General features: G+C 62.1%; 2 protein-coding genes. Both read left to right on the top strand.

Going from position 1 to position 4,695, the window contains the following annotated elements; all coding sequences use genetic code 11:
- A partial coding sequence (locus tag ABSG20_RS30245) for a DNA-directed RNA polymerase subunit beta (RefSeq protein WP_490338350.1) occupies positions 1-831 on the top strand: 831 nt, incomplete at its 5' end.
- 130 nt (positions 832-961) lie between these two features.
- Positions 962-4,695, top strand: a 3,734-nt coding sequence (rpoC, locus tag ABSG20_RS30240) for a DNA-directed RNA polymerase subunit beta' (protein ID WP_423868127.1), incomplete at its 3' end; no start/stop codon positions are given.

Genomic DNA, 4,695 nt, shown 5'->3' with positions numbered 1-4,695 from the left:
GTGTCGCGGATCGTGCCGCAGGAGGACATGCCGTTCCTCGAGGATGGAACGCCGGTCGACATCGTGCTCAATCCGCTCGGCGTGCCGAGCCGCATGAATGTCGGGCAGATCCTGGAGACCCATCTGGGCTGGGCCTGCGCCGGCCTCGGCATCAAGATCGGCAATGCCGTCGATCTCTATCACGGCAAGCGCGATCCGAAGCCGCTGAAGGAATTGCTGCGCAAAATCTACGGCGAGGACGAGACCATCAAGTCGCTCGACGAGAAGGGTCTCATCGAACTCGGCAGCAATCTGCGCCACGGCGTGCCGATTGCGACGCCGGTGTTCGACGGCGCCAAGGAGGCGGACATCGAGCATATGCTCGATCTCGCCGGCCTCGATCGCTCCGGACAGGTGACACTCTACGACGGCCGCACTGGCGATACTTTCGATCGCAAGGTCACCGTAGGTCACATCTACATGCTCAAGCTGCATCATCTGGTGGACGACAAGATCCATGCCCGTTCGATCGGCCCCTACAGCCTGGTCACCCAGCAACCGCTGGGCGGCAAGGCGCAGTTCGGCGGCCAGCGTTTCGGCGAAATGGAGGTCTGGGCACTCGAGGCCTACGGCGCCGCCTACACCCTTCAGGAAATGCTGACGGTGAAGTCGGACGACGTCGCCGGCCGCACCAAGGTGTACGAGGCGATCGTTCGCGGCGACGACACGTTCGAGGCGGGTATCCCCGAATCCTTCAACGTGCTGGTCAAGGAAATGCGTTCGCTCGGCCTCAACGTCGACCTGCACAATTCGAAGGTCGGCGCCACGCCGACCTCGGAGGCCGCTGAGTAAAGGTAAGCTTTGTACCCGGCGCGGTTTCGCGCCGGGCATTTGCGGCCCGCGCTTTTTGAAAAAGGCGCGCGTGGCTGAACAGGGAATTCGAATTTGCTGCCGGTGACGGCCGGCACGCGAGGAGAAGACGATGAACCAAGAAATTATGAATCTGTTCAATCCGACGACGCCGGCTCAGGTCTTCGACCAGATCCGGATTTCGATCGCGTCGCCGGAAAAGATTCTGTCGTGGTCCTATGGCGAAATCAAGAAGCCTGAGACCATCAATTACCGCACCTTCAAGCCGGAGCGCGACGGCCTGTTCTGCGCCCGCATCTTCGGGCCGATCAAGGACTACGAGTGCCTGTGCGGCAAGTACAAGCGGATGAAGTACAAGGGCATCATCTGCGAAAAGTGCTCGGTCGAGGTGACCTTGTCGCGCGTCCGGCGCGAGCGCATGGGCCACATCGAACTGGCCGCGCCCGTCGCCCATATCTGGTTCCTGAAGTCGTTGCCGTCCCGCATCGGCCTTCTGCTCGACATGACGCTGAAGGATCTCGAGCGGATTCTGTATTTCGAATATTACGTCGTTCTCGAGCCCGGCCTGACCGCGCTCAAGGACCGTCAGCTGTTGTCGGAAGACGAGTATCTGAAGGCGCAGGACGAATACGGCCAGGACTCTTTCACCGCCATGATCGGCGCCGAGGCGATCCGCGAACTGCTCAAGGGACTTGAGCTTGAAAAGCTCGAGACCGGCCTGCGCGCCGAGATGCAGGAAACCGACTCCGACATCAAGCACAAGAAGCTTGCCAAGCGTCTGAAGATCGTCGAGGCGTTCCGCTATTCCGGCAACAAGCCGGAGTGGATGATCCTGACGGTGGTGCCGGTGATTCCACCCGATTTGCGTCCGCTGGTGCCGCTCGATGGCGGCCGCTTTGCGACCTCCGATCTCAACGATCTCTACCGCCGCGTCATCAACCGCAACAACCGCCTGAAGCGGCTGATGGAGCTGCGCGCACCCGATATCATCATCCGCAACGAAAAGCGCATGCTGCAGGAGGCGGTCGACGCCCTGTTCGACAACGGCCGCCGCGGCCGCGTCATCACCGGCGCCAACAAGCGGCCGCTGAAGTCGCTGGCGGACATGCTGAAGGGCAAACAGGGCCGCTTCCGCCAGAACCTGCTCGGCAAGCGCGTCGACTATTCCGGCCGGTCGGTGATCGTGGTCGGTCCCGAACTGCGGCTGCATCAGTGCGGCCTGCCCAAGAAGATGGCGCTCGAGCTGTTCAAGCCGTTCATCTATTCGCGGCTCGATGCCAAGGGTCTGTCCACCACGGTGAAGCAGGCCAAGAAGCTGGTCGAAAAGGAGCGCCCGGAGGTCTGGGATATCCTTGACGAGGTCATCCGCGAACATCCCGTGCTGCTGAACCGCGCGCCGACGCTGCATCGGCTGGGTATCCAGGCCTTCGAGCCGGTCTTGATCGAAGGCAAGGCGATCCAGCTGCATCCCCTGGTCTGCGCGGCATTCAATGCCGACTTCGACGGCGACCAGATGGCGGTGCACGTTCCGCTGTCGCTGGAGGCCCAGCTCGAGGCGCGCGTGCTGATGATGTCGACCAACAACATCCTGCATCCGGCCAATGGTCAGCCGATCATCGTGCCGTCGCAGGATATCGTGCTCGGCCTGTACTATTTGTCGGTGCTGCGCGAGGGGCTGCCGGGCGAGGGCAAGCTCTACGGCGAAATGGCCGAGATCGAGCATGCCTTGCACTCCAAGGTGATCCACCTGCACACCAAGATCAAATATCGCTGGGACGGCATCGACGAGGCCGGCAAGCCGGTGCGGCGCTGGATCGAGACCACGGCGGGCCGGGTGATGCTCGGCAATGTTCTGCCGAAGTCGCCCAAGATTCCGTTCGACGCCATCAACAAGCTGATGACCAAGAAGGAAATCTCCGGCGTCATCGACCAGGTCTACCGGCACTGCGGACAGAAGGAGACCGTGATCTTCTGCGACCGCATCATGGCGCTCGGCTTCTACAATGCGTTCAAGGCCGGCATTTCCTTCGGCAAGGACGACATGGTGGTGCCGGCCTCGAAGTGGAGGATCGTCGAGGAGACCCGCACGCTCGCCAAGGAGTTCGAGCAGCAGTACAATGACGGCCTGATCACCCACGGCGAGAAATACAACAAGGTCGTGGATGCCTGGTCGAAGTGCACCAAGAAAATCTCCGAAGACATGATGACGGAGATCTCCGCCGTCAAGAAGAACCCGAAAGGCGGCGAGGCCCAGATCAACTCGATCTTCATGATGTCGAACTCGGGCGCGCGCGGTTCACAGGACCAGATGCGTCAGCTTGCCGGCATGCGCGGCCTGATGGCCAAGCCGTCGGGTGAGATCATCGAGACGCCGATCATTTCCAACTTCAAGGAAGGCCTGTCGGTGCTCGAATACTTCAACTCAACCCACGGTGCCCGCAAGGGCCTGGCGGATACCGCGTTGAAGACGGCGAATTCGGGCTACCTGACGCGGCGTCTGGTCGACGTGGCGCAGGACTGCATCATCACGGCCGACGATTGCGGCACCAAGCTCGGCATCAAGATGCGCGCCATCATCGATGCCGGCACCGTGGTCGCCTCGCTGGCCTCGCGCATTCTCGGCCGCACCGCCGGCGAGGATCTGCGTGATCCCGCGACCAACAAGATCGTGGTCAAGCGCGGCACGCTGATGGAGGAGTCCCATGTCGATGCGCTGCAGCAGGCCGGCATTCAGGAAGTCAAGATCCGCTCCGCGCTGACCTGCGAACTCGTCAACGGCATCTGCGGCAAATGCTACGGCCGCGACCTCGCCCGCGGCACGCCGGTCAATCACGGCGAAGCGGTCGGCGTCATCGCCGCCCAGTCGATCGGCGAACCCGGCACGCAGCTGACGATGCGCACCTTCCACATCGGCGGCGCGGCGCAGATCAACGAGCAGTCGTTCATCGAATCGAATTTCGACGGCAAGGTGACGATCAAGAACAAGGCAATCGCCAAGAACGGCGAAGGCCATCTGATCGCGATGGTCCGCAACATGGTGGTCGCGGTAACCGATGCTGACGGCACCGAGCGGGCGACCCACCGCATCCAGTACGGCGCGCGGATGCGGGTCGATGAAGGCGATATGGTCAAGCGCGGCCAGCGCATCGCCGAATGGGATCCTTATACACGGCCGGTCCTGACCGAAGTCGAGGGCACCATCGGCTTCGAGGATCTGGTCGAGGGGCAATCGATCTCGGAGACGCTCGACGAATCCACCGGTATCGCCAAGCGAGTCGTGATCGACTGGCGCACCTCGCGGGGCGGGGCGGACCTGCGCCCGGCCATCGTCATCAAGGGCAAGGATGGAAAAATCCTCAAGCTCGCGCGCGGCGGCGAGGCTCGCTACATGCTTTCGGTTGACGCCATCCTCTCGGTCGACGTCGGCGCCAAGGTCAAGACCGGCGATATCCTGGCGCGTATTTCCACCGAAAGCGCCAAGACCCGCGACATCACCGGCGGTCTGCCGCGGGTCGCCGAACTGTTCGAGGCCCGCAAGCCAAAGGACGCGGCGATCATCGCGGAAATCGCCGGCACCATCAGGTTCGGCCGCGACTACAAGAACAAGCGCCGGATCTCGATCGAGCCGATGGACAAGAACGAGGAGCCGCGCGAATACCTGATCCCGAAAGGCAAGCATATCCATCTGCAGGACGGCGATATCGTCGAAAAGGGCGACTTCATCGTTGAGGGCAATCCGGCGCCGCACGACATCCTGGCGATCAAGGGCATCGAGGAGCTTGCGGCCTATCTGGTCAACGAAATCCAGGAGGTCTACCGGCTGCAGGGCGTGCTGATCAACGACAA

The organism is Bradyrhizobium sp., assembly GCF_049512235.1.
GTDB lineage: Bacteria > Pseudomonadota > Alphaproteobacteria > Rhizobiales > Xanthobacteraceae > Bradyrhizobium.
The sequence above is the reverse complement of the archived record's forward strand: the minus strand, read 5'-3'. Positions and strand labels throughout refer to the sequence as shown.